Source organism: Ruegeria sp. N11 (assembly GCF_056531525.1).
In genome coordinates, this window is sequence record NZ_JBQFLX010000009.1 from 70641 (window position 1) to 92708 (window position 22068).

A 22068-nucleotide genomic window follows, 5' to 3' on the forward strand; every position below is an offset into this window, starting at 1 on the left:
TCAGACCGGAGATATTCACAATGGGGATCACCCAGCGCCTTTCGACTGTTATCGAAGCCCCGGCATTCGGGCGTTTCATCACCGGTGTCATCATCTTTAACGCCGTCTTGCTGGGCATGGAAACTTCGCCCAGTCTGATGGAACGCGCAGGCCCCCTGATCGTGACGCTGGACAGCTTGTGCCTGACAATCTTTGTGGCCGAGATTGCCATGAAGCTTGTGGCAACCGGTCGGCGGTTCTTTCAAAGCGGCTGGAATATTTTCGATTTTCTGATTGTGGGTATCGCCCTCATTCCGGGTGGTGCGGGCCTGTCAGTGCTGCGGGCGCTGCGTATCCTGCGGGTTCTGCGTGTCATTTCGGTGGCCCCGCGCCTGCGCCGCGTTGTCGAAGGGTTCATCTCGGCGCTTCCCGGCATGGCCAGTGTGTTTCTGCTGATGGCGATCCTGTTTTATATCGGCGCCGTTATCGCGACCAAGCTGTTCTCTCAGTCTTTCCCCGACTGGTTCGGTGATCTGGGCCTGTCCGCCTATACGCTGTTTCAGATCATGACGCTGGAAAGCTGGTCGATGGGCATCGTCCGCCCGGTGATGGAGGTCTATCCCTACGCGTGGATTTTCTTTGTGCCCTTCATCATGGTCACGACCTTTGCCGTGGTGAACCTGCTGGTCGGTCTGATCGTCAACTCGATGCAGGATGCCCACCATGCCGAGGATGAAGTCAAAACCGATGCCTACCGCGATGAGGTTCTGGAGCGTCTGGAAACCATCGAGCGCCACCTGACCAGGCAGTTGAACAGCAAAAAGTGATTTCAAATTTCGCGTTTTCTGGCATAATCATCGCAAAAAAGCAGAAGCAGGCAGTGAATATATGGATCGTCGAGTATTTGGATTAGGGGCGATGGCGACGCTGGCCCTTTCGGCATGTGCATCCGCCAACCCGAAATTTCTGACATATCGCGGACCCGAGGTGACGTCGCTGGTCGTCAACAAGGGCGCGCGCAAGCTGTATCTGTTGCACAACGAACGGATACTGAAAGAATACGATGTCGCGCTGGGCTTTGCGCCCCAAGGCACCAAGACAAAACGCGGCGATGGCCGCACACCCGAAGGGTCGTACCTGATTGACCGCCGGAACCCGCGCAGCCGCTATCACCTGTCGATCGGGATTTCCTACCCGAATTCGGAAGACATTGCGCAGGCCAAAGCAGCAGGCGTCGATCCGGGCGGTGACATCTTCATTCATGGTGAGCCCAGCCTCAGGTCTGAAATCCGCCGCTCCCGTAAGACGCCCGACTGGACGGCAGGCTGTATCGCCGTAAAAAACAAAGAAATCGAAGAGATTTACGCGATGGTGAACAAAGGCACGCTGATCACCCTGCGCCCCTGATCCTAGACCGGTTTCCAGTCTCCAAACCCGAATTGCTGATAGTCGCGCTGGTAGGTTTCAACCGCCAGCGCTTCCAGTTCTGTGTCATAAATCTGATCCAGCGCGTAGGGGGTGTCCGGCGCACATGTTGCCGGTTGGGGCGGCGAAGGATGGCCCGTTTTACGCGCCAGTTCCGGCAGGGCGGCGGCCAGTTCATCTTCCCGCAGAATCAGATCGGGCAGCGCAAAGGCCGACATCCCCTCCAGCGCCTGCGCCTGACTGCACCAAACGCCGTCCACCCGAATGGACGTTTGCCCGGACAGATTGTGGTGCAGGAACTTCAGAAAGGCCGCAAACGCCTGATAGTGCTGTTCCAAGGGGTAATTACCGTCGCGGATCTGGCCGGGAATGGGCAGTTTGAAGCGGTTGCGCAGGGTATTTCGGATGGAAGCATAGGCGCCTGGATCGGTACTCAGAATCTTTGAACAGAACGCGGTATGGGCCCGCGCCAAAGGGTGGCGCAAGACACTGAATTTGCGGTGTCCGGGGTTGGCCTCCAGCCATTGCCGGATTTGCCTGCGATTGCGGTTCGTGACCGGCGCGCTGCCATCAAGATCGGCCATCCATGTCGTCACCGCGTTGTCGTTTCCGCCGCGCAAGGGAAGATACATCAAAGGTGTCCGGGCGGCAGTGACGTATTGGCCTACTGCCGGCCCGCGGCGCGGCTCGAATCCCGGGTTACGATGCAGGTTGAACGCGTCCATTCCGGACAACGCCTGTTCCAATTCCTCCGGGTTTGAGACTTTGGACAGGGCCGGGCCGGGATTCTGGGGTTTGAGCGTGTCGTCTAGGGCCGTCAGCCGCGCCTGTACCCCAAGCCACGATGCCAATCCGTTCAGAATATCCAGCCGGTTCAGATCGTCATAGGCCAGAAAAAATGCGGTCTGCCCGGTTTTCTGCAGCCGGTTCAGCAGCATCAGTTGAAATTCCTGCTGCTGATCCATGTAGTCCGAGAACTCTTCAGCCTGAAACGTGACCAGAGCATCGCGGCGGCGCTTTATGTTCTTCAACTGCCATTGCATGGTCTCCCGCGCAATTTTCAGTGAGATGTAGCTGTCCAGCGGATTTCGCGTCAGAACAATCTTGGCACAGCGCGGGTCGCTCAGCGCAGGCTCCAGCACGCGGGGATCGTGCCCCTGAAAATAGCGAAACCCGTTCAGTGCGCCGGGGGCTGCTTTGATGGCGTCTAGTAACAGGTCAGGATTTTGGTCGCGTTCGTCCAGCGAAACACCCAGCAATTCCTCGGACTTCAATCGGCCGATAAAATGCGGGTTGAACGCTTCTCCGTGGCAATTCACGCCCTCCAGTGCGTTCAGATTGGCTTCCAGCAGGTTGGATCCCGTGCGCATGGCGCCAAGAACGATGAAGTAATCCCAGGGACCGGACATGGCGATTTACTGAACCAAATAGGGTTTTCGGAACGGTTTGGTCTGGCTGCCAAACACGTCGTCTACCGGGAAATCGCCCATCAGATACGGGTGCATTCCCTGGTTCTTCAGGTTTTGCAGGAATTGACCGAAGCCGGACAGATCAACCATCTTCGGCGCCTCAATCAGGTGGCTCGGTTGCTGGGTTCCGATCTCGTCTATCACCTCATGCAGCGCCTCGATCGGAGATTCGACAAACTCTGCCAGACACCAGGTGCGCACCCGCGCCTTGGTCCAGACCGAGGTCAGAACCTCAAGCTGCTTGCTTTCGATCTGTTGCAGGCGCGCGGCCTCGTTGCGGATATCGGCGAAGTTCCGGTTCGACCGGAACAGAGGAATTGCCCAGGCTCCGGTGATCACTGAAATCTGTGCGTTCTTGTCGCGCGCCAGAAACCAATTGATATCCTGCGTGTCCGCCGGGCCGAACTGGAAACACTGTCTTTCGCCGCGAGTATTCCAGATCAGGTTCGACAGGAAAGCCTTCGAGTTGTAGTCGCGCAATGTGGCGCAATCGCTGAGTGCGCCGTTCGTAATTGTCTGGTCACCCGCAAACTCTGCCCGTTCAGGGCCGAACACATGACCATGTACGCGTGTGATTGTTGTGTTTTCCAGCCAGGTTTCGAAATCTTCAAAAAGGTCGGAAAAGCCCTGAAATACCGAATATGGAAACGACGTCAGGCCGTTTTCGCTGCCATGTCGGGGAAACCGGCTTTGCATGTAAAGCCCGTCGCGCCCGCGCATGCGCCGCTCGACCGCTTTGGAAAACACCCGGTCGATCTTGCCCGGATTTGGCTCGGCCGGTTTCATCGCCCCAGCTTGATCGGTCAAAAACGACTGATACAGCCGGTCGGCCTTCCACCAGATCTTGCGGGCCACAAAACAGTCCGAACGGCGCAGCAATTGCAGGTGGTCATCATAGAATATGTGCGGCCGACCCTGAAAGTCGAACTTGGACAAGGTCAGCGAGCGGCTTTCGATATGCGTTGAATAGAGCCTTGCGAGCGTCTGGAAATAGCTTTCATCGGGTATCCAGACGCGGCGGAAATAGCGGTCATACACGGGGCGTTTGGGGTCCTGCAGGATGGCCGACAGGGTCTGCCGGGTCAGGCACCACCACTGGCTGCCCATATGCGGGACCAGCCCGTCCGGGATACGCCGCCGCAAGCCCAGGGCGCGTTGAAGTTTGACGTAAGTATCAAACAATTTGCGGCGCTTGCGCCAGGAAAACGGGAATCGCAGGGTGAACCGTTCATGATCCAGACCGCCGATGGTCCAGCTGACATCGGCGGTGGTCGCGCTTTCGATGAAATCGACGCGCGGGCGGTCCGACAGATAGTCGATCAGCTCCTGCACGGGCCGCAGGGGCAGACAGGCCCCGGACGACAAAAATACGTGACGCACATCCGGGAACTGTTCAAGCATCAGCGTCGCCGCGCATTGCGAGGCTGCGACGATGCCCCAGCCGCCCCATTCGCAGGCATGCCGGTCCGAGAATACAATCAGGGGATTGTCGGCGCAGGCCTCGGAAAACTCGGCAAATGCCTGGTCGGAAACCTTACGATCCACGTGGATCACTACCGGGCAGCCGGACGTTGTCCAGTGGCGCGCGACCTGCTCGGCACGGTCCAGTGCTGTATGCACCAGCATGACGACGCCCAGACCGCTCATGCCCAGTTTCCTTTCGACAAGAGGCCCAGAATCTCAAGCTGTCTCCAGTTGATGTATTTCTCGGACCAGTCGCACCAAAAAACCGGTTTGCCTTCCAGTCGCTGGGCATAGGCCCGGTACTCGCCCGAGCCGCGATAATGCTGGCCGCGGTGCAGTTCTTCGCGCGCCTTGTCGCCCAGAGTGTTGATCAGCTTGGCATGCAGCAACGCGCCGCTGGCCTTTTCACCGCCCCATTCGTCATAGACCTGGTTCAGCCCGCGCGGCAGCAGGGAATGGGTCGAGCTGACATAGACATACCGCTTGTCCCATTTGACCAGCGGTATTTTGTTGAGCGCCGGAGCTTTTGAGGGATTGTCCTGAAAGAACACCCGCGCGCGGGGGCCGCCCTGAATCCACAGATTTCCATAATCGGGGTTTCGGGTAATCATGTAGTTGCCCGAGTCGAACCAGTTCGCGATTTCGAACGGATCCTGCCCTTCTTGATATGGCGCCTCATCGACCGGACCTTGCGGGTACATGTCGATCAGCATGGTGCCAAAGCTGCGCACGGCACAGCCATCCAGCCAGTCCGTCAACGCGCGGATCGGGCGGGTGTCACAAAACGGGTAAATGAAGAACTCATCCGGGTCGACCGTCAGGACCCAGTGATCGGGCGCGTATTTGCGCAGCAGGTAGTTGGACCAGTCCAGACCAAAGGATGCGCGCTTATAGCTGGCCTCGGCCTGCCAGACGGACACATCCGGCTGCGCCTCAAGAAAGGCGCAGGTTCCGTCATCGCTGTCGTTATCGACAAACAGGAAGTGATTGATGCCCAGGTTGCGATAATAGTCCAGAAAGAACGGCAGCCTGATCTTTTCGTTGCGCACAACGCTCATCAGCAGGACATCGCCACGCTGTATTTGCGCGGTGTTGTTCGAAACCGCGCGCAACTCACGCCGTTTACGCACACAGCGTACCAGACGGCGCTTGCGCCGAAGCCTCATTCTATATGAATCCAACAGGCTCACGCGACTGCCCAACCCTTATTATTACGCGAGCAGGCCCGGGGCCTGTTCAAGCCTGAGTGGATCCGAGCCATTGCCGTTTTATGCCACCTATGCATCTTGCGAGGCAACGGGTTTAAAAGTTGTTAGCCGGGGGCGTTGCAATTCTGTCGGGAAGGCGGCAATTCAGTTCCAGCCCCCGTCATTTATCAGCCCCAGCGCTCGCAATTGCTGCCATCCGGCGTAGTGCTCTGATCGCTCTGTCCACATGACAGGTTGCGCAATTATGCCATCGTAATATGGCCCGAATTGGTCCGGATCATGAAAATGCTGACGCCTGGTCTTCTCGGTTTCGGACCTGTCGACGACATCCGGCAGGAATTTGGTGTGCAGCAGGATACCCGAGGCCGCAGTCCCCCCCGGGCCGTCATAGGTGGTGTTCAACCGGCGCGGCAGCGCGGAATGGCACGAGTTTACAAAGGCATAATGCCGGGACCAGCGTACCAGAGGGATCTTGTTCAGCGTGGGCGACCGACGCGGGGCATTTGAGAAAAACATCCTCTCGCGGGCTCCGCCCTGCACCCAAAGATTACCCAGCGGGCTTTGGCGCTGCGCCCGGTAGGGACCGTTGTCGAACCCGTCCAGCACCCGGATCGGGTCGGTCTCGGGGTCATAGCTTTGATCCCCCAGCGGCCCTTGCGGATACAGATCCAGCATCAGCGCGCCAAAGGCGTCTTGCCTGTGCGACTCCAGCCATGCGGTCAGATCATGTAGCGATCTGGTCTCGTGATGGGCGTAAATCAGCAACTCGTCCGCATCAGCCATCAAGGTCCAGTGCCCGTGCCCGTATCGCATCTGCAGCCAGGTCAGCCAGTCCAGGCCAAACCGTGCGGCACGGTAGCTGGCCGTCGTGTTCCAGACCGAAACATCGGGTTGTTCCAACAGATATTCGGTCGATCCGTCGTCGCTGCCGTTATCGACGATCAGAAAATGATCCACGCCGAGGGTTCGGTAGTGTTCAAAAAACCACGGCAGCCGCGTCATCTCGTTGCGCAGTGTGGTAAAGGCCAGAATATCTCCCTTACCGATTTTCTCCGTCCGGTCCTCAAGACAGGACAGCTGGCGGCGGCTTCGGAATGAGCGCCACAAGAGCCCGCGGCGTTTCAGCCGCAACCGGTACATCTGCGCCCAGCCAATGGGTGGCAGATCCTGAACCGGGTGCGCGGTCACATGACCCTCATTTCTCGTAGTGTCCGGTCTGGTGCCAGCGCCATGCGTCCCGGACAATCGTCTCTAACGTTGATCTTTTCGGCCGCCAGCCCAGTTCCTGTTCCGCCCGGTCCGAGCCCGAAACCAGCCGCGTACAATCCCCGGCGCGACGGGGCCCGATCGTATAGGGCACTGTTCGGTTGGTGACCGCGCCGGATTGCTCGATCACTTCCATCACCGAAAACCCCGACCCGGTCCCCAGGTTGAACACCCGGTTGCCTTTACCGTTTTCCAGCCATTTAAGCCCCAGAACATGGGCATCCACCAGATCGCAGACATGAACGTAATCGCGGATACAGGTGCCGTCCGGCGTATCGTAATCGGTTCCGAACACGGTCAGACCATCCCGCTTACCGTCGATGGCATCCAGCATCAGCGGCACCAGATGGGTTTCGGGCCGGTGAAACTCGCCAACTTCCGCGTCAGGATCAGCTCCTGCAACGTTGAAATAGCGGAAAATGACGTGATTCAGCCCGTGCGCGGCCCCGAAATCATGCAGAATATCCTCAATCGCGCGTTTCGAGGAGCTGTAGGCATTCACCGGGTTCTGTGGCGCGTTTTCGTCCAGCACCACATTGTCCTGATCGCCGTAAGTGGCACAGGTCGACGAAAAGACGAAATCCAGACATCCGGCTTCGACGGCTGCTTCGATGAGGTTCAGCGAACCGGCGACATTGTTCGCCCAGTATCTGCCGGGTTGCACCATCGCTTCGCCCACCTGGCTGAGAGCAGCAAAGTGCATCACCGCAGCGGGACGGTATTTGGCAAACACCTGTTCCAGCCTGCTTCGGTCCAGCAGATCACCATGCTCGAACGGCCCGAATTTAACCGCGTCCTGCCAGCCCGTAACCAGATTGTCATATGTCACAGGCGTATAGCCTGCGGCAGCAAGGGCCTTGCAGGCATGCGACCCGATATATCCGGCGCCGCCGGTGACAAGAACAACTGTCATGGGTGATCCAATTTCCGAACGTCAAAAAACACTAGGCCATGAAAGGAGGCGGTGAAATGGGTAAAAATGTTCAATCCAACCCCATAGCGGCCATCATTTCTTCGATCTTGGGCACGTCCTGCGGGTTGTTCAGTTCCCAGAACTGGCGGCCCTTGGCCTCAACCTCCACGCACAGAACCTTGCGGCCGTTCTCCATGAACCGAAGCTGCTCCAGTCCTTCCAGTTTCTCCAGCGGCCCCACCGGCCAGTCGGGATAAGCGGCCAGCGCATCGGGTCGATAGGCATAAACACCCACGTGATGGAACACCGGGGTTGGCTCGTCACCCGCATAAGTGGCCGTGGTAAAGGGGACCACCTCTTTCGAGAAATACATCGCGCTGTGATCTGCACCGAACACGGCGGTTGTGCCGCCGACCCTTCCGTTCCTGCGATCATTCAGCAGGCTGTTCAGCGCATCACCGTCACAGCACAGGACCGGCGTGGCCACACCCGCGTCAGGGGCCGTACGTAACCCCGTGATCAGATCTTCGACGAACCAATGCGGTGTCAGCGGTGCGTCTCCCTGCAGATTGACGACGATCTCGTAACCCGAACCCAGATTGGCATGGGTTTCGGCGCAGCGTTCCGTGCCGTTACCGCAAGTCTCGGAGGTCATGACCACTTCCGCCCCAAACCCTTCGCACACGTCACGAATGCGGTCATCGTCTGTAGCCACTACAACGCGGTCCACGCCGGACACCGAACACGCAGCGCGCCAGGATCGTTCGATCAGGGTCATGGACACGCCACTTGCACCGGCCAGCGGCACCAGCGGTTTGCCCGGATAGCGGGTCGACGCGTAACGGGCGGGGATTGCGATCAGTACAGACATCAGGCTTCCTTCAGTTCCACACCCGGAGCGTAGGCAATGAAGAACGGATTTGCATAGTCTTCCTTGCCATAGGTCAGCGGTGAATGATCGTCGAAGCGAACGACCTTGCCCCCGGCGCCGGCCAGAACCGCGTGTCCGGCGGCGGTGTCCCACTCCATCGTGCGGCCAACCCGTGGATAGATGTCGGCCTCGCCAGTGGCCACAAGGCAGAACTTGAGCGACGAGCCGGCGCTTTTGCTGTCCTTCACCTGATATTTGTTGATGTAATCCTCGGTCGCCTGGTCCCGATGCGATTTCGAGGCCACGACCAAAAGAGCGGAATTGTCCGGTTCAGACACTGAAATTGGCGTAACGTCCCCGATAATGTCCATCTCAAGCGCACCTGTTTCTTCGACCGACCGGCCATCGGCCTGCGTGTAGAACATGCGGCCCCGGGCAGGTGCATAAACAACGCCGCGCGTGGGAACGCCGTTTTCGACCAGCGCGATATTGACGGTGAAATCACCTCGCCGGTTGATGAATTCCTTGGTGCCGTCCAGCGGGTCGACGATCAGGAACGTGTCGCCCTTCTGCGTGTGCGAGGCCGCCTGTTCCTCGGTCACCAGCAGGACGTCGGGAAAGGCTTCGCGCAGACCGGCCGAGATCAGGGCATCTGCCGCCTCGTCCGCTTCGGTCACGGGGCTGCTATCGGATTTGACCTTCACGTCGAAATCATCCGCCTCATATATCTGCATGATCTTGTCCCCTGCTTGCAGGGCAAGGCGTCTGATGACGGGAATTAACGCGTCGTAGGTCACAAAAATGCTCCGTTCCTGGGATTTGTTGATCCAATGTCCTGTTGGACTTATGATGTGACGGTTACGGAACGGCAAGAATTTCGTGCCAGTTTTTGGGCAAAGAAGCAGGAAAGACGCGTCGGGTGTTTTATTACAAGCGCAACCAAACGCTTTTGGGCGGTGCCTTCACCACGGCGGAACTGGTGTTTCACGCCGTCGTGCGGCAGATACGCTCGCAACATTCGAATGCTGTTATCGCGATTTTCATCAACATCATGCAGATCGTCATTCTGGCCACGGTCTTCTACCTGATCCTGTCATTCATGGGGGGACGGATTGCCAAAATCCGCGGCAACTTCGTGCTTTACATGCTGTCGGGCGTTTTCATGTTCATCATGCATGTAAAGTCGGTATCCGCGATTGCCGGTATTGCGCCGGGGAACAATCCGATGATGCTGCATTCGCCGATGAATCCGATGATCATGCTTTTGGCGGCGGCCTTCGGCGCGCTTTACACGCAGCTCGTTTCAATACTGGTGATCCTGTTCGTGTATCATGTCGCGGTTGAACCTTTGGATATTCTGGACCCAGGCGGCGCCTTCGGAATGCTGATCCTGTCTTGGTTTGTGGGATGCACGGTGGGATTGAACCTGATGGCCCTGAAGCCGTGGTTTCCAAGGACGGCGGAGATGTTGAAAAACATCTATCGGCGTCTGAACATGGTGTTCTCGGGCAAGATGTTCGTCGCCAATGCGCTGGGCGGCTATATCCTGATGATGTTCGCCTGGAACCCGCTGTTTCACATCATCGACCAGGCCCGGGGCTTCATTTTCCGCAACTATTTTCCACGGAACACAAACTGGGAATATGCCTTGTGGGTCGGCATAGCGCTGCTGATGATCGGGCTGTTGGGTGAGTTCTTTACACGCAAACACGTGTCTCAAAGCTGGGACGCACGCCGCTAACGGGCCACCCGCAGAGTCAGGTTGATCCGCCCGCCTTTTGGCAAGAGTTTGGAAGATCCGAAGCGGATGCGATCGATCCCGTGATAAGTCAGCCGTGCTGGCCCGCCCATGATGACAACGTCGCCCGAATTCAGCCAGATCGACTCGGTCTTGCCGCCTCGGGTGGTGTTGCCGATCCGAAAAAGCGCATCATCCCCCAGCGAAACCGAAAGAACCGGCCAGGAAAAATCGGCCTCGTCCTTGTCCTGATGCAGACCCATTCGGGCGCCTTCCCCGTAATAATTGATCAGACAGCAATCGGGGTCGCGTTCACTGCTGGCAAGGTCGTGCCACAGGTTCAGGATCGGTTCGGGAATGTCGGGCCAGGCCTTCCCTTGCGGGTGCTGTGTTTGATACCGGTAGCCATCCCGGTCCGTGACCCAGCCAACGGCCCCGGCCGAGGTCATGCGCACCGACATAGCCTTGCCTTGCGGCGTCACCGGCCGCACCAGTGGCGCCGCTTTCAGAATCGGGCGCAGCGTTTCGATCAGTTGCGTCTGGGCCGATGCATCCAGCCAGCCCTTTCTGATGTCGAATCCGCGCAAAATCAGCCGGGCCATCCCAGAATCCTCAATCCTTGCCAAAACCTTGCCGAAAAAGGCCACAAAATCCCGAAATCCTGCGTTTTACACCGCTTGCAGGCCTTTCGTCGCGCCCTTATATACGCCGGGACGCGCAATGGTGTAGGGCCATTACGCAATGCAGATCGGGGCAGGGATGCCATAACGGGTCCCGGCCTCGGGACATCGCCTTGAAGAGAAAGGGATTGAAAATATGGGTAAAGTAATCGGGATTGACCTTGGTACCACAAACTCGTGCGTGGCCATCATGGACGGCTCGCAGCCGAAAGTCATCGAAAACGCCGAAGGGGCGCGGACCACGCCCTCGATCGTCGCCTTCACCGAAGATGAGCGACTGGTCGGTCAGCCTGCAAAACGTCAGGCGGTCACCAACCCCGACAACACGATCTTTGGCGTCAAGCGTCTGATCGGTCGTCGTGTGGATGATGCCGAAGTCGAAAAAGACAAGAAAATGGTGCCGTACGCCATCGTTGATGGCGGCAATGGCGATGCGTGGGTCCAAGCCCGCGGTGAAAAGTACTCCCCAAGCCAGATCTCGGCCTTCACTTTGGGCAAGATGAAGGAAACCGCCGAGAGCTATCTGGGTGAGGAAGTCACGCAGGCCGTCATCACCGTTCCGGCATACTTCAACGACGCGCAGCGTCAGGCCACCAAGGACGCGGGCAAGATCGCCGGCCTGGAAGTGCTTCGGATCATCAACGAACCCACAGCTGCCGCGCTGGCCTATGGTCTGGACAAGAAAGACACTCAAACCATCGCGGTCTATGACCTTGGTGGCGGTACTTTCGACGTGACCATCCTGGAAATCGACGACGGCCTGTTCGAGGTCAAGTCGACAAACGGTGACACCTTCCTGGGTGGTGAAGACTTTGACATGCGCATCGTCAACTACCTGGCGGACGAGTTCAAAAAGGAACACGGTGTCGACCTGTCTGCCGACAAGATGGCGCTGCAGCGTCTGAAAGAAGCTGCTGAAAAAGCCAAGATCGAGCTGTCCTCGACCTCGCAGACCGAGATCAACCAGCCGTTCATCTCGATGGGTTCGAACGGCCAGCCGCTGCACATGGTCATGAAACTGACCCGCGCCAAGCTGGAATCGCTGGTTGGCGATCTGATCAAGAAGTCGATGAAGCCCTGCGCCGCCGCTCTGAAAGACGCCGGTCTGTCGGCTGCTGACGTGGACGAGGTTGTTCTGGTCGGTGGTATGACCCGGATGCCGAAAGTGATCGAAGAGGTCACCAAATTCTTCGGCAAAGAGCCGCACAAGGGTGTGAACCCGGACGAAGTTGTTGCCATGGGCGCCGCCATTCAGGCCGGTGTTCTGCAGGGCGACGTCAAAGACGTGGTTCTGCTTGACGTGACCCCGCTGTCGCTGGGCATCGAAACGCTGGGTGGCGTGTTCACCCGCCTGATCGACCGCAACACCACGATCCCGACCAAGAAGTCTCAGGTCTTCTCGACGGCCGAGGACAACCAGAACGCCGTAACCATCCGCGTGTTCCAGGGTGAGCGTGAGATGGCTTCGGACAACAAGATCCTGGGTCAGTTCAACCTCGAAGACATCCCGCCAGCACCGCGCGGCATGCCTCAGATCGAGGTGACCTTCGACATCGACGCCAACGGCATTGTCTCGGTTTCGGCCAAGGACAAAGGCACCGGCAAGGAACAGAAGATCACCATCCAGGCCTCGGGCGGTCTGTCCGACGAGGACATCGAGAAGATGGTCAAGGACGCCGAAGAGAACGCGGAAGCCGACAAGGAACGCCGTGAACTGGTCGACGCCAAGAACCAGGCGGAAAGCCTCATCCACTCGACCGAGAAGTCGATGGAAGAGCACTCCGACAAGGTCGACCCGACCACCATCGAAGCTATCGAACTGGCGATTGCTGCGTTGAAGGACGAACTGGAAACCGAAAATGCCGACAAAATCAAGTCGGGTATCCAGAACGTCACCGAAGCGGCCATGAAACTGGGCGAGGCCATCTACAAGGCGCAGTCCGAAGAGGCCGAGGATGAACCGGCAGCCGCGGACGCCGCTCCGGGTGATGACGATATTGTCGACGCCGAGTTCGAAGATCTGGACGACGACAAGCGTAACTAACGGGTAACCGGGCCAATTCGGGCCGGTCCGGATACCGGGCCGGCCCGTTTACGTTGAGGCAGAAGGAAACACTGATGTCAAAACGCGACTATTACGATGTACTCGGCGTGTCCAAGGGTGCATCGGCGGACGAGATCAAGAAAGGTTTTCGCAGGAAAGCCAAAGAGTTGCATCCCGACCGCAACAAGGACAACCCGGAAGCCGAGGCGCAGTTCAAGGAAGCGAACGAAGCCTATGACGTTCTGAAAGATTCAGAACGCAAGGCCGCCTATGACCGCTTTGGCCATGCCGCGTTTGAAAACGGCATGGGTGGCGGCGGACGACCCGGCGGCGGCTTTGGTCAGGGCGACTTCTCCAGCGCGTTTTCGGACGTGTTCGACGACCTGTTCGGCGATTTCATGGGTGGCCAGCGCGGCGGCGGTGGCCGTCGTGCCGCACGCGGTTCTGACCTGCGTTACAACCTGCGCGTCTCGCTGGAAGAGGCGTTTGCGGGTCTGCAAAAGACTATCAACGTGCCCGCTGCCGTGGCCTGTTCGGCCTGTGATGGGTCGGGCGCTGAAAGCGGCGTAGAACCGACGACCTGCCCGACCTGTTCGGGTATGGGCAAGGTCCGCGCGCAACAGGGCTTTTTCACCGTTGAACGCACCTGTCCGACCTGTTCGGGATTGGGTCAGATCATCAAGAAACCCTGCAAATCCTGCGGCGGCGCGGGTCGCGTGGAAAAAGAACGGGCGCTGTCCGTCAACATTCCAGCCGGTGTCGAAACCGGAACTCGCATCCGTCTGGCGGGTGAGGGTGAGGCCGGAATGCGTGGTGGCCCCCCGGGCGATCTGTATATCTTTGTCGAAGTGTCCGATCACAAGCTGTTTGAGCGCGACAGCATAAACCTCTATTGTCGCGTGCCGGTCAGCATGGCCAAGGCCGCGCTGGGCGGTTCGATCGAAGTGCCCACCATCGACGGCGGTCGTGGCCGGGTGCAGATCCCGGCAGGCAGCCAGTCGGGCCGCCAGATGCGTTTGCGTGGCAAGGGAATGCCCGCCCTGCGTGGCGGTGGCGTGGGTGACATGTTCATCGAACTGGCTGTGGAAACACCGGTCAACCTGACCAGTCGCCAGAAAGAACTGCTGCGTGAGTTTGACGATCTGGGAGAGGACAACCACCCGGAATCAAAAAGCTTTTTCTCGTCGGTCAAGTCCTTCTGGGATGGCATGAAAAGCTAAGGGAACCGCTTTCCCGACCAAAGCCGCCCGGTTTCGGGCGGCTTTTTTGTTGCAGGGGGCGCTGCCCCCGCCGCCCTTTGGGCGCCTCCCCCGGGATATTTTTGGCCAGATGAAGGAAAGATCCCTTGTTCATCTGGCCCCAAATATCCCGGAGCGCGAGGCAGAGCCTCGCAAATACTTTTGGCCTTACCCAAGGTGTCAGGGTGGCCATAATACAGATCAAATTCAGTCTTGTGTTTTTCCGATGTGCCTGTGATTGTCCGGTCAACCGTTGGGGTGCCCTGATCGAAGGGCTGAGAGGCGTTAATGCGCTAACCCATCGAACCTGATCCGGGCAATACCGGCGTAGGGAACGGTCTCAGATTGTCAGACGTTTTCCATGCGCGCGTTGCCCAATTTTGATGGAGTAACGATATGACGCCTATTGCGCTGACAATTGCAGGCTCGGACAGTGGCGGTGGGGCCGGAATTCAGGCTGACATCAAGGCAATGTCTGCCTTGGGGGTTTATGGTGCCAGCGTGATCACCGCCGTGACCGCGCAAAACACACGGGCCGTTACCGCCGTTCACGGGATCCCGCTGAATACTGTCGCCGCACAGATCGATGCCGTTCTGTCTGATCTGAGCGTGGGCGCCGTCAAGATTGGCATGTTGGCGACGCCGGAGATCATCCGATGTGTTGCAGACAGCCTTGCAGGGTTCCGTGGTTCCATCGTTCTGGATCCTGTGATGATCGCCAAATCCGGCGATGCCTTGCTGACAGAAGACGCGGTTGCGACATTGCGGGCGGTGCTCGTGCCCATAGCCACGCTATTGACGCCGAACTTGCCCGAGGCCGGACGCCTTCTGGATTGCCCGGCTGCGGAGACGCCGGATCAGATGGTAAAACAGGGGCTTGCCTTGTGTAACATGGGCGCAGATTCCGTTCTGATGAAGGGCGGGCATGGATCCGGCGACATTTGCCGTGATCTCTTGATCGACGCTTCGGGCTTGGTGGCAGAGTTCACGGCACCGCGCCGGAAAACCAGAAATACGCATGGCACCGGTTGTACATTGTCCGCGTCAATTGCTGCCGGCCTGGCGCTGGGAAAAACGCTGATGACGGCCGTTGCAGATGCGCACAGCTATCTGCAAGGCGCGATAGCCCGGTCCGATGATCTGGACATTGGTCGCGGGCATGGGCCAGTTCATCATTTTCATCAGCTTTGGCCCGCATGACCGTCTGGTCGGTCATAGGTGCCGGAGTAGCCGGTCTGACTGTTGCAGCCGAGTTGGTATCGCGCGGCGCTGACGTGCAGATATTCGACCCGGCAGGTGCGCCGGGTCCACATGGCTGTTCCTGGTGGGCGGGTGGCATGCTTGCCCCCTGGTGTGAATACGAAAATGCCGAGGAGCCGGTTCTGCGGCTTGGACAAGCAGCGATTGACTGGTGGGCCGCCAGAACGCGGGTGCATCGTTGCGGAACGCTGGTTGTTGCGCATTCGCGCGACCTGCCGGATTTGCGCCGCTTTGCACGCCGAACGGATGGGTATTCAGAAGTCGGAAGTGCGAAAATCACTGATTTAGAGCCTGAAATAAGCAATTTCGGTAACGGTCTCTTCTTCCGGGCAGAGGCCCATCTTGATCCCCGGCAAGCGTTGCGGGACCTCTACAGCCACCTCAGGGACAGAGGTGTGCTCTTTCACCGTAAACTGGCCCCTTCCCGGTTGGAGAATGCGATCGATTGCCGGGGGTTGCACGCGCGCGAGATCTTGCATGATCTGCGTGGCGTCAAAGGCGAGATGCTGGTGATCCGCTGCCCGGATGTCACGCTCTCTCGCCCTGTGCGACTGCTGCACCCGCGCATGCCGCTTTATGTCGTCCCGCGGGGTGACGGGGTCTACATGCTGGGCGCAACGATGATCGAATCCGAGGACAGCGGCCGGATTACCGCCCGCTCGATGCTGGAGCTTCTCAGCGCGGCTTATGCGCTGAACCCGGCCTTTGGTGAGGCTGAGATCCTGGAAGTCGGTGTCGATCTTCGCCCCGCTTTTCCCGACAACCTGCCTCGCATCCGCCGGTTGGGTCGAACGATCTATGCCAATGGCCTGTATCGCCATGGCTACCTGCTTGCGCCCGCGTTGGCACAGGGCGTCGCCGATCTGGCGCTGGAAAACAAACATTCGGAGATGGTCGATGAAGATCGTGCTTAATGGCGAGGCGCGCGAAAGCCGCGCAGAAACCCTGTCAGATTTGCTGGCGGAATGTGGATTCTCGGGCTGCGTCGCCACTGCTGTGAATGAACAGTTCGTCCCTAAAAGCCTTCGACTGGCCCGAAAACTCGAAGATGGTGACCGGGTCGAAGTTGTCGCCCCGATGCAGGGGGGCTGACGATGAAGACCTTTTACGGCACAGAACTGCCTAACCCGCTGATGCTGGGCACGGCGCAGTATCCCAGTCCGGCCATTCTGGAACAAGCGTTTCGCCTCAGCGGGGCCGGTGTTGCCACGGTATCCCTGCGCCGTGAAGGCGCGGGTGGGGCCGGGCAGAGCTTTTGGCGGATGATCCGCGACCTGGGTGTCATTGTCCTGCCCAACACCGCCGGATGCCACACGGTGAAAGAGGCCGTGACAACCGCCCAGATGGCGCGCGAGGTTTTTCAGACCAATTGGATCAAGCTGGAACTGATCGGTCATACCGACAGCCTGCAACCTGATGTGTTCCAACTGGTCGAAGCCGCCCGCGTCCTGACGGAAGATGGATTTCAGGTCTTTCCCTACACAACGGACGATCTGATCGTCGGCGAACGCCTGTTGCAGGCGGGTTGCGAGGTTCTGATGCCGTGGGGCGCGCCCATCGGGTCCGGGCGCGGTCTGAGCAACGAATACGCGTTGCGGGCGCTGCGCGCTGCGTTTCCCGATGTACCGCTTGTCATTGATGCCGGTATCGGCCGTCCAAGCCACGCCGCGCATGCGATGGAGCTGGGCTATGATGCTGTTCTTCTGAACACGGCGGTGGCCCGTGCCGGTGATCCGGTGGGGATGGCGCGTGCAATGGCATTGGCGGTTCAGGCCGGCCAATTGGCCCATAAGGCCGACCCGATCGAGGCACGCGACATGGCTGAACCCTCAACCCCCGTGATCGGAAAGGCATTTCTGTCATGACTTTGGACCGATTCTATCCGATCTTCGATCATTCCGACTGGCTGCAGAGGATGCTGCCTCTGGGCGTCAAACTGGTGCAGTTGCGGATCAAGGGCCAATCGGACGTCGCGGTGCGCGCCCAGATTATGATCTCGCTCGAACTGTGCCGCACCCATGGCGCTCAGTTGGTCGTGAACGACCATTGGCAGCAGGCAATAGAGGCGGACTGCGACTGGGTCCACCTGGGGCAGGAGGATCTGGATGATGCCGATCTGCATGCCATCCGTCGGGCAGGCCTGAAACTGGGCGTATCTACCCATGACGATGATGAGCTTGAGCGGGTTCTGTCGATGGACCCCGACTATGTGGCGCTCGGACCTGTCTATCCGACCATCCTGAAAAAGATGAAGTGGCGGCAGCAAGGTCTGCCCCGCGTGACCGAATGGAAGGCGCGGGTGGGGCGTATCCCATTGGTCGGCATTGGTGGAATGACCGTCGAGCGCGCGCCTGGCGTGTTCGAGGCCGGGGCCGATATTGTCGCGGCAGTGACCGACATCACGCTGAACCCTGACCCCGAAGTGCGGGTGCGCGAATGGATCGGCATCACGCGATGAACCGTTACGCTCGCCAGATGATCCTGCCCGAAGTGGGGCCCGAAGGGCAGGCGGGCCTGTCCGCTGCACGAGTACTTGTCGTCGGGGCCGGAGGGTTGGCCGCGCCGGTTCTGCCGCTGTTGGCCGGGGCAGGGGTGGGTCACATCATGGTTGTTGATGGCGATGTCGTTGATCTGTCGAACCTGCACCGGCAAACGCTTTTCACGGAACGGGATGTCGGCCTGCCAAAGGCTGAAGTTGCGGCGCGGCGCTGTCGCGACCTCAACTCCAAGCTTGAAGTCACCAGACAAAGTCAGGCCCTGACATGCGAAAACGCGGCAAATCTGGTGTCGCGGTCGGATGTGGTCCTGGATTGTGCGGATAGTTATGCGGCCAGTTATGTCCTGTCGGACAGCTGTCTGGCACAGGGAAAGCCGCTGATCAGTGCCTCGGTGCTCGGGTTGTCAGGTTATGTGGGCGGTTTTTGCGGCGGCGCGCCGTCCTTACGTGCGCTGTTTCCAGACGCGCCCGACAGTGGTGCCAGCTGCGCCTCAGCAGGTGTTTTGGGTCCGGTTGTCGGTGTGATCGGCGCGACGCAGGCGCAAATGGCGCTGAGCGTGATCCTGGGCCTGCAACCATCGCCGCTGGGCCAAATGGTGAACTTTGATGCCCGCACCCTGCGCAGCAACAGTTTCCGTTTCGATGATGCGCCAGAACCCGCAAGTTGTTTCCGCTTCCTGTCTGCCAGCCAACTCACGGCCGAAGACCGGATCATCGAGCTTCGCGGCACGGATGAAGCGCTGGTCCCGATACACCCCGGCGCAGAACGACTAACGCCAGTCGAATTGTCCGGATTAGAGCCTAAACAAGCAAAAAGATTGGCCCTTTGCTGCGCCACTGGTCTACGGGCGTGGCGCGCAGCCGAACGGATTCAATCGGATTGGCCGGGCGAGATTGTCCTCGTCGCGGCCTCAACCTCGTGAACAGGAAGGAAACGCGAGATATGAAGAAACTGATCACAGCCTTATCGCTGCTGGCCGCTGCACCGGCCTGGGCTGACGACAAGATGACCATTTTGCTGGACTGGTTCATCAACCCCGATCACGGCCCCATTATCGTGGCGCAGGAAAACGGCTATTTCGCCGAACAGGGGCTTGAAGTTGAAATCATCCCGCCTGCTGACCCGTCCGCACCGCCGCGTCTGGTTGCTGCGGGGCAGGCCGATCTGGCTGTGTCCTACCAGCCGCAACTGCATCTGCAGATCCACGAGGGTCTGCCCCTGAAACGCGTCGGCACACTTGTTGCGACCCCGCTCAACTGCCTTCTGGTGTTGGAAGATGGCCCGGTCAAAACCCCGGCGGACCTGAAGGGCAAGAAAATCGGCTTTTCTGTCGCTGGCGTGGAAGAGGCAGTTCTGGGCACCGTTCTGGGCAAATATGACGTCGCGCTGGCCGATGTCGAAATGATCAACGTCAACTTCTCGCTTTCACCGTCGCTGATGTCGGGGCAGGTAGATGCGGTGATCGGCGCCTACCGCAATTTCGAGCTGAACCAGATGGACATCGAAGACCATCCCGGCACCTGCTTCTATATCGAGGAAGAGGGCGTGCCGTCCTATGACGAACTGATCTATGTCGCGAACCCGGACACAATGGATACCGATAAGATCGCCCGTTTTCTGGCCGCGACGGAAAAGGCAACACAGTTCATCGTCAACAACCCCGAAAAAAGCTGGGAAATCTTCGCAGCAACCTCGCCCGAGCTGCAGGATGAGCTGAACGCCCGTGCCTGGGTCGACACGCTACCGCGTTTTGCCCTGCGCCCGGCCGGGTTCGATGCCGGGCGGTACACCCGGTTCGAGGCTTTTCTGAAAGACAGCGGCATGATCGACAGCATCAACCCGGTCAGCGCCATCGCCATCGACGTGACTGCGCAATGAATGAATATGGCAAGGCCTTCGCGCTGATGCGCGATGCGGCGCAGGGGCCGTGGCGGGATTATACCCGCCACGCCTTTGTCGAAGGGTTGAAGGACGGAACGCTTCCGCGCGCAGCGTTTCTTCATTATCTGCGGCAGGACTATGTGTTTCTGATCCATTTTGCCCGTGCCTGGGCGCTTGCGGTGGTGAAATCGGAAACCCACGAAGAGATGCTGGCCGCCTCGCGCACAGTGAACGGTCTGATCAGCGAAGAGATGAAACTGCATATCGGTGTCTGCGAGGCTGCGGGCATTTCACAGCGGGACCTGTTTGCAACGCCCGAGCGTGCCGAGAACCTGGCCTATACGCGCTTTGTGCTCGAGGCAGGCTACAGCGGTGACTTGCTGGACTTGCTGGCAGCGCTTGCGCCTTGCGTCATGGGCTATGGCGAGATTGGCGGGCGTCTGGCAACCGAGGCCACGTCCGAAACCTATCGGGACTGGATCAACGCCTATGCCAGCGAAGACTATCAGGCTGCATGCAAGGCGGTTGGACAATTGCTTGATCAGGCTCTAACACGGCGCATTGGGCACGATTTTGAAGCCTCCCCGCGCTGGGACCGCCTGAGCCGGACGTTCCGCACTTCGACCGAACTTGAAGTCAGTTTCTGGCAGATGGGCATGACGCCATGATGTCTGCTCCCGCGCTGACCATCAGCGGACAGGCCACAATCGGCGGCGCGACCCTGTTCGCGCCGCTTTCGCTTACACTGGCGGCAGGGGAATGGACCTGTCTTCTGGGCGGTTCCGGCGTCGGTAAAACCACCATCCTGCGCCTGATCGCGGGATTGCAGACCGGGGCGGAGTTCTCGGGGCAAATCACGGCCGACGATGGCTTGCCGGTGCCAGAACGTGTCGCGTACATGGCGCAGGACGATCTGTTGCTGCCTTGGGCAAGTGTTGCCCGGAATATCACGCTGGGCGCACAGTTGCGGGGGGAAAAGGCCGATCTGAACCGGCGCGACCGTCTGATCAAACGGATGCGCCTTTGGGATCACCTGACCACGAAACCGTCGGAACTGTCGGGCGGTCAGCGCCAGCGCGTGGCCCTTGCCCGAACTTTGATGGAGGACCGCCCTTTCGTATTGCTGGACGAGCCGTTTTCGGCCCTCGATGCCCGGACCCGCGCCGATATGCAGGATCTCGCGGCCGAGGTGTTGCGGGGCCGCACCGTTTTGCTGGTCACCCACGATCCGGCCGAAGCCGCCCGGCTGGGGCAAACCATTATTGTCATGACCCGGCACGGGCTGACCAAATGCCAGCCGCCCAGGGCTCCGGCCCCCCGCAAAGTGGACGACCCGGACTCGTTGGCCACGCAGGGCGCATTGTTGCGCCTGCTGAGACAGGAGGCAGCATGAAATACCTGTCTCCGCTTGCGGCCGCGCTTTTTGGCCTTGTCGTCTGGCAGGGCATCGTCTCCTTCACGGGCTGGCCGAAATTCATCTTGCCCGGCCCGGCCATTGTCGCCGAAACATGGTGGGACAACCGGTGGATCATCGCAAAAGACACATGGGTAACGGCGGTCGAGGTACTGACCGGCTTCGTTTCTGGTGTAACCTTGGGCGTTGTCACAGCCGTCTCGCTGGCCAGTTCGCGCATGACCCGGATCCTGGTGCGACCCTTGCTGGTGTTCACGCAAGCCCTGCCGGTTTTTGCCCTGGCACCGCTTTTGACGCTTTGGCTGGGGTTTGATCTTTGGTCGAAAGTGGCAATGGCCATGCTGATCATCTATTTTCCGGTCACGTCATCCTTTTTTGACGGATTGATGCGCTCTACGGCCGGATATCTGGACCTTGCACGCACCATGCAGGCCAGTCCGCGCGCGGTTTTGTGGCATATCCGAATACCAGCCGCGTTGCCCTCGCTGGCTTCGGGGATGCGGCTGGCGGCGGTCTACGCACCCATCGGGGCCGTGATCGGAGAATGGGTCGGTGGTTCCTCCGGGGGTCTGGGGAACCTGATGCTGCTGGCCAACGGCCGGGCGAAGACGGACCTGATGTTCGCGGCCATGCTGACGCTGGGTGTATTTTCGATCCTGCTGCACATGGTCGTGCACCGCGCCACGGCGCGCATGGCGGGTGAGGTGCGTTAACGTTTCG

The 22068-nt window shown here is 59.2% G+C and carries 23 protein-coding genes and 1 riboswitch; of the genes, 15 read left to right on the forward strand and 8 right to left on the reverse strand.

What is annotated here, in order from left to right:
• Positions 1-20 precede the first annotated feature (20 nt).
• Both ACR0J8_RS11260 and ACR0J8_RS11265 read left to right on the forward strand, forming a co-directional pair.
• The gene (locus ACR0J8_RS11260) at positions 21-806 is read left to right on the forward strand and encodes an ion transporter (protein WP_480523086.1); all 786 of its coding nucleotides are present in this window, start codon (positions 21-23) and stop codon (positions 804-806) included.
• Positions 807-867: 61 nt separating this feature from the next.
• Positions 868-1386, forward strand: coding sequence for a L,D-transpeptidase family protein (locus ACR0J8_RS11265; RefSeq protein WP_170612703.1), 519 nt, complete (start codon positions 868-870; stop codon positions 1384-1386).
• A 2-nt stretch (positions 1387-1388) separates the two neighbouring features.
• Here the strand turns inward: ACR0J8_RS11265 and ACR0J8_RS11270 are convergent, their stop codons facing one another.
• The 7 genes from ACR0J8_RS11270 to cysQ form a co-directional block, all read right to left on the reverse strand.
• On the reverse strand, positions 1389-2813 hold the full coding sequence (locus ACR0J8_RS11270) for a nodulation protein NodH (RefSeq protein WP_480523087.1): 1425 nt from the start codon (positions 2811-2813) through the stop codon (positions 1389-1391).
• A gap of 6 nt (positions 2814-2819) precedes the next feature.
• Positions 2820-4520: a DUF5927 domain-containing protein gene (locus ACR0J8_RS11275; RefSeq protein WP_480523088.1), complete on the reverse strand. Its 1701-nt coding sequence runs from the start codon at positions 4518-4520 to the stop codon at positions 2820-2822.
• A complete protein-coding gene (locus ACR0J8_RS11280) occupies positions 4517-5503 on the reverse strand; it encodes a glycosyltransferase family 2 protein (RefSeq protein WP_480523089.1) in 987 nt (328 codons plus the stop codon). The genes ACR0J8_RS11275 and ACR0J8_RS11280 overlap by 4 nt, the downstream gene beginning before the upstream one ends.
• A 186-nt stretch (positions 5504-5689) precedes the next feature.
• Positions 5690-6733, reverse strand: a complete 1044-nt coding sequence (locus ACR0J8_RS11285) for a glycosyltransferase family 2 protein (RefSeq protein WP_480523090.1) — start codon at positions 6731-6733, stop codon at positions 5690-5692.
• A 7-nt stretch (positions 6734-6740) separates the two neighbouring features.
• Entirely contained in the window at positions 6741-7724 is a 984-nt protein-coding gene (gene galE, locus ACR0J8_RS11290) for a UDP-glucose 4-epimerase GalE (protein WP_480523091.1), read from the reverse strand.
• Between the two features lie 70 nt (positions 7725-7794).
• On the reverse strand, positions 7795-8595 hold the full coding sequence (locus ACR0J8_RS11295) for a 3-deoxy-manno-octulosonate cytidylyltransferase family protein (RefSeq protein WP_480523092.1): 801 nt from the start codon (positions 8593-8595) through the stop codon (positions 7795-7797).
• Positions 8595-9392, reverse strand: a complete 798-nt coding sequence (gene cysQ, locus ACR0J8_RS11300; protein ID WP_480523093.1) for a 3'(2'),5'-bisphosphate nucleotidase CysQ — start codon at positions 9390-9392, stop codon at positions 8595-8597. The genes ACR0J8_RS11295 and cysQ overlap by 1 nt, the downstream gene beginning before the upstream one ends.
• Positions 9393-9514: 122 nt before the next feature.
• Between cysQ and ACR0J8_RS11305 the strand changes: the two genes are divergently transcribed.
• Positions 9515-10336: an ABC transporter permease gene (locus ACR0J8_RS11305; protein WP_170824985.1), complete on the forward strand. Its 822-nt coding sequence runs from the start codon at positions 9515-9517 to the stop codon at positions 10334-10336.
• Here ACR0J8_RS11305 and ACR0J8_RS11310 read toward each other — a convergent pair.
• Complete coding sequence (locus ACR0J8_RS11310) at positions 10333-10935, reverse strand: alpha-ketoglutarate-dependent dioxygenase AlkB family protein (RefSeq protein ID WP_480523094.1); 603 nt, start codon at positions 10933-10935, stop codon at positions 10333-10335. The genes ACR0J8_RS11305 and ACR0J8_RS11310 overlap by 4 nt on opposite strands.
• Before the next feature lie 214 nt (positions 10936-11149).
• Here ACR0J8_RS11310 and dnaK point away from each other — a divergent pair, with 214 nt between their 5' ends.
• From dnaK to ACR0J8_RS11370, 12 genes are all read left to right on the forward strand, one after another.
• Entirely contained in the window at positions 11150-13057 is a 1908-nt protein-coding gene (dnaK, locus tag ACR0J8_RS11315) for a molecular chaperone DnaK (RefSeq protein ID WP_321249926.1), read from the forward strand.
• A gap of 74 nt (positions 13058-13131) precedes the next feature.
• Complete coding sequence (dnaJ, locus tag ACR0J8_RS11320; RefSeq protein ID WP_480523095.1) at positions 13132-14277, forward strand: molecular chaperone DnaJ; 1146 nt, start codon at positions 13132-13134, stop codon at positions 14275-14277.
• Between the two features lie 262 nt (positions 14278-14539).
• Positions 14540-14646, forward strand: a riboswitch (TPP riboswitch).
• Positions 14647-14691: 45 nt separating this feature from the next.
• Positions 14692-15495: a bifunctional hydroxymethylpyrimidine kinase/phosphomethylpyrimidine kinase gene (gene thiD, locus ACR0J8_RS11325; RefSeq protein WP_480523096.1), complete on the forward strand. Its 804-nt coding sequence runs from the start codon at positions 14692-14694 to the stop codon at positions 15493-15495.
• Positions 15492-16469: an FAD-dependent oxidoreductase gene (locus tag ACR0J8_RS11330; protein ID WP_480523097.1), complete on the forward strand. Its 978-nt coding sequence runs from the start codon at positions 15492-15494 to the stop codon at positions 16467-16469. Before thiD ends, ACR0J8_RS11330 begins: the two co-directional genes overlap by 4 nt.
• Complete coding sequence (thiS, locus tag ACR0J8_RS11335) at positions 16453-16647, forward strand: sulfur carrier protein ThiS (RefSeq protein ID WP_480523098.1); 195 nt, start codon at positions 16453-16455, stop codon at positions 16645-16647. The genes ACR0J8_RS11330 and thiS overlap by 17 nt, the downstream gene beginning before the upstream one ends.
• A 2-nt stretch (positions 16648-16649) precedes the next feature.
• Entirely contained in the window at positions 16650-17420 is a 771-nt protein-coding gene (locus tag ACR0J8_RS11340) for a thiazole synthase (RefSeq protein ID WP_480523099.1), read from the forward strand.
• Entirely contained in the window at positions 17417-18013 is a 597-nt protein-coding gene (locus tag ACR0J8_RS11345) for a thiamine phosphate synthase (protein WP_480523100.1), read from the forward strand. Before ACR0J8_RS11340 ends, ACR0J8_RS11345 begins: the two co-directional genes overlap by 4 nt.
• The gene (locus ACR0J8_RS11350) at positions 18010-18975 is read left to right on the forward strand and encodes a HesA/MoeB/ThiF family protein (protein ID WP_480523101.1); all 966 of its coding nucleotides are present in this window, start codon (positions 18010-18012) and stop codon (positions 18973-18975) included. Before ACR0J8_RS11345 ends, ACR0J8_RS11350 begins: the two co-directional genes overlap by 4 nt.
• A gap of 20 nt (positions 18976-18995) precedes the next feature.
• A complete protein-coding gene (locus tag ACR0J8_RS11355) occupies positions 18996-19931 on the forward strand; it encodes an ABC transporter substrate-binding protein (protein WP_480523102.1) in 936 nt (311 codons plus the stop codon).
• Positions 19928-20602: a thiaminase II gene (tenA, locus tag ACR0J8_RS11360; protein ID WP_480523103.1), complete on the forward strand. Its 675-nt coding sequence runs from the start codon at positions 19928-19930 to the stop codon at positions 20600-20602. Before ACR0J8_RS11355 ends, tenA begins: the two co-directional genes overlap by 4 nt.
• On the forward strand, positions 20599-21327 hold the full coding sequence (locus tag ACR0J8_RS11365; protein WP_480523104.1) for an ABC transporter ATP-binding protein: 729 nt from the start codon (positions 20599-20601) through the stop codon (positions 21325-21327). Before tenA ends, ACR0J8_RS11365 begins: the two co-directional genes overlap by 4 nt.
• Positions 21324-22061, forward strand: a complete 738-nt coding sequence (locus tag ACR0J8_RS11370) for an ABC transporter permease (RefSeq protein WP_480523105.1) — start codon at positions 21324-21326, stop codon at positions 22059-22061. Before ACR0J8_RS11365 ends, ACR0J8_RS11370 begins: the two co-directional genes overlap by 4 nt.
• The last annotated feature ends 7 nt before the right edge of the window (positions 22062-22068 follow it).